We start from the raw sequence: 2,875 nt of genomic DNA, 5'->3' as shown, positions 1-2,875 counted from the left end.
GGTTACCCGTAACCGTCATCAGAAAACACTTATTCGTGACGTTATCCATTCATTGCCAATAAGCCAATTGACGAAGTAACCAAAGCAGAGCTTTTACAAATAATTCACCCCCATGAGGCAAAAGGACATCATGAAATAGCTCATCGTTTGCACGATAGGATACAGAGTATTTTTGAATTTGCTGTAGGTGCCTCGTTAACTGAGAACTACCCTTTCATTGGACTAAAAAAGCATTGGCACCAAAACTACGAGTCACCAATCAACCAGCCATAAGATCCGATGAGGCTCACACAATGCTTGAGGTCATCAGGAAAAGTCCTGCAACCTTAATTAACAAGCTCTATATTGAGTTGCTTTCCCATCTCTTTACCAGACCGTCAGAACTACGGCTTGCCCAATGGAACGAATTTAATTTGCAACAAGCTGAATGGCACATTCCTATCGAGCGTATGAAAATGGCTGCACCCCATTGGGTTCCTTTATCACCTCAGGTAATAAAGCTATTGAAAGATCTAAGGTTGGTTACAGGCTTTACCCCTTATCTTTTTAATTCACCAACAACAAACAAACCACAACCAATAAGTGAAACAAGTGCACGTAAGCTATTGCATAACTTGGGGTACAAAGATCGCCACACATTGCATGGTTTTCGTGCTTTAGCATCCACCGTTCTTCACGAACAAAGCAATTTCCGAACTGATGCTATAGAAGCTCAGCTTGCCCATAAAATACAGGGGGTAAGAGGTGTGTACTTACGCGCTGACTTTAAAAACGAGCGGCGAGACTTGATGAATTGGTACAGCAATTGGTTAGCCAACAATACGAATACATTAATAATCAATACAACTGTTACAGGGAATTAATTATGTCAATAAAACAAAACTACCTCGACCAATTTTTAGGTATCATATTAGGGAAAGACTTCGATGAGAAAAAACTGCTATCAAATTTATCTCGGGAACCTGCATGGGATGAGTCCTTACGGTATTCCTTCACTCAAATTATCGGGATTAATTCATTAACCTATGAAGATATAAATTCACTCATTAAACCTTGGTATCGAGTAAATTTACTAGCAGCATTATACGAAAAATAGATTGGAAGAAAGAAAGAGCACGGGCATTCCATACCGTGTCAAAGTACTTCCACATATGATCGCCAATTTTTTAGCATGTGAGGTTGCTCTACAACCCATCATACTATCGCTACTTGATATCATCCAATACGACATCCGTTCTCTAGGAACCGTTATATTTATTGATTTTTACCGATCGATTTAGGTAATAATTGCCAATAGATTTTATCTATCCTACACTACCTTTGGTGAAAAATAACAAGGATCTGTTATGCTTAAAAGACGACCAGCCGTCCAAGCCCTCACATTTAGAAGACCTGTAAAATCAAAACAAAAAACACCTTCATTAGGATTAGAAAGAATTTCCTCCAATATTTCAATAAAGCCTGAGAAAGAAACGCCTGTCACAAAAATAACCACAGAAATATCGTCCACCTTATTTACTCCTTTGCTTTCTACTCGCGAAAAACAATTAGGGGACACCGTAATACAGATGTTTTTATTTATTGAAGATCGAGGCGAGCATACATCATTTGAAGGTCATGATATGGTTCAACGATTTCTTTGTGGACTTTATCAATGTTCCTATCCATCTCAAAAAGATCCTAAATATACTCTAGGTACAGTCAATGGCGAGATTGATTCTACAAATGGAGGAAGTCTCATTCATGACCTTGCTAACAAGCTAATATATGACCACCCTGAAGGCATGCATGCAGGCATAGAAAATTTTGGCAATCTAATTGCTCGAGGAGTGTCGCTTGTTGAACAATACCCAAGCAACTATACTTCGGAAACATCCTATAAAGAATTCCCTAAAGATATACTTTCTGAATACATCGGTAGTCAGTTTTTACAACGTGCTGCAATCTATAAAAAAAGTCATACAACTTACCACGTCAGGAGTTATGCAAGGCACTCATACCTTCGATGAAGTTGGTTTTTTATGAGAAAAACCTATGAACCTAAAACAACAGAAAATATAGAACTCAAAAAACGTTCAGTAGTAGAGGTTTGAGGCGCCCGTCAAGTTCAAAGGACAACCTCATCTGCCAACAAATCTATTTTTCATTACTAAGTGACTACCAACTCACTTTGACAAAGACGGCACAAGAGGCTTTGGAAATGCTTACAACACAATTCTTCGATTGCATCCTGGCTTGATTTAGGCTTACCGGATAAACCTGGCGAGGAATGACTACCACTTATTCGCACCAATCCTTTATACAAGGATACGGCCATCATTGTTATTTCTGCACACGTCGATGAACCCTTAGGTAAACAATGTTTGGCTTTGGGCACGGATCATGTTTACATTAACCCAGTATTGCCTACTATGTTGCGCCGAATAGTGGAGAATATGTTGATTCATTAATGGCAGCCTTTACACAACCCGAATTTTAACTAAGGGTTGCACCAGGACTTTAAATTTACATGAAGAACTCGGAGGGATTTATGTTAGAGAAAATTGTGTCTGGCGGCCAAACAGGTGTAGATAGAGCAGCTTTAGACGTAGCGATTGATTGGAATATTCTCTATGGAGGTTGGTGCCCCAAAGGACGGCTTGATGAAAATGGAACTATTCCTAAAAAATATCAATATTTAAAAGAATTAGAGGAAAACTATTTGAATGATAAAGAAAATTTTGACGCGAGAACAAAGAAGAATATCCAGGATTCAGATGGCACTCTGATTTTGGTACCCTCTTTACCTTTGCCAGAAACGATTAAAGACGGCACTTTGTTAACCATCGAAATAGTCAATTCCAGTAAAAAACCTTCTTTTCTCGTCGATCTTTCT

At 38.7% G+C, this 2,875-nt stretch carries 4 protein-coding genes; all 4 read left to right on the top strand.

The window, feature by feature from the left end; genetic code table 11:
* The first annotated feature begins 51 nt into the window (after positions 1–51).
* Positions 52–273: a phage integrase central domain-containing protein gene (locus BN58_RS37675; protein ID WP_408605476.1), complete on the top strand. Its 222-nt coding sequence runs from the start codon at positions 52–54 to the stop codon at positions 271–273.
* The gene (locus tag BN58_RS23470; protein WP_083852148.1) at positions 234–863 is read left to right on the top strand and encodes a tyrosine-type recombinase/integrase; all 630 of its coding nucleotides are present in this window, start codon (positions 234–236) and stop codon (positions 861–863) included. Before BN58_RS37675 ends, BN58_RS23470 begins: the two co-directional genes overlap by 40 nt.
* 483 nt (positions 864–1,346) lie before the next feature.
* Positions 1,347–2,009, top strand: coding sequence for a hypothetical protein (locus BN58_RS08545; protein WP_019216467.1), 663 nt, complete (start codon positions 1,347–1,349; stop codon positions 2,007–2,009).
* 521 nt (positions 2,010–2,530) lie between these two features.
* On the top strand, positions 2,531–2,875 hold a 345-nt coding region (locus BN58_RS08540), incomplete at its 3' end, for a YpsA SLOG family protein (protein WP_019216466.1).

Source organism: Legionella tunisiensis, from assembly GCF_000308315.1.
GTDB lineage: Bacteria > Pseudomonadota > Gammaproteobacteria > Legionellales > Legionellaceae > Tatlockia > Tatlockia tunisiensis.
This window is presented reverse-complemented; position numbering and strand designations above follow the sequence as displayed.

Coding starts and splice junctions, on each gene's coding strand:
- BN58_RS08545 (WP_019216467.1), top strand. CDS start 1,347: ATGCTTAAAAGACGACCAGCCGTCCAAGCCCTCACATTTAGAAGACCT.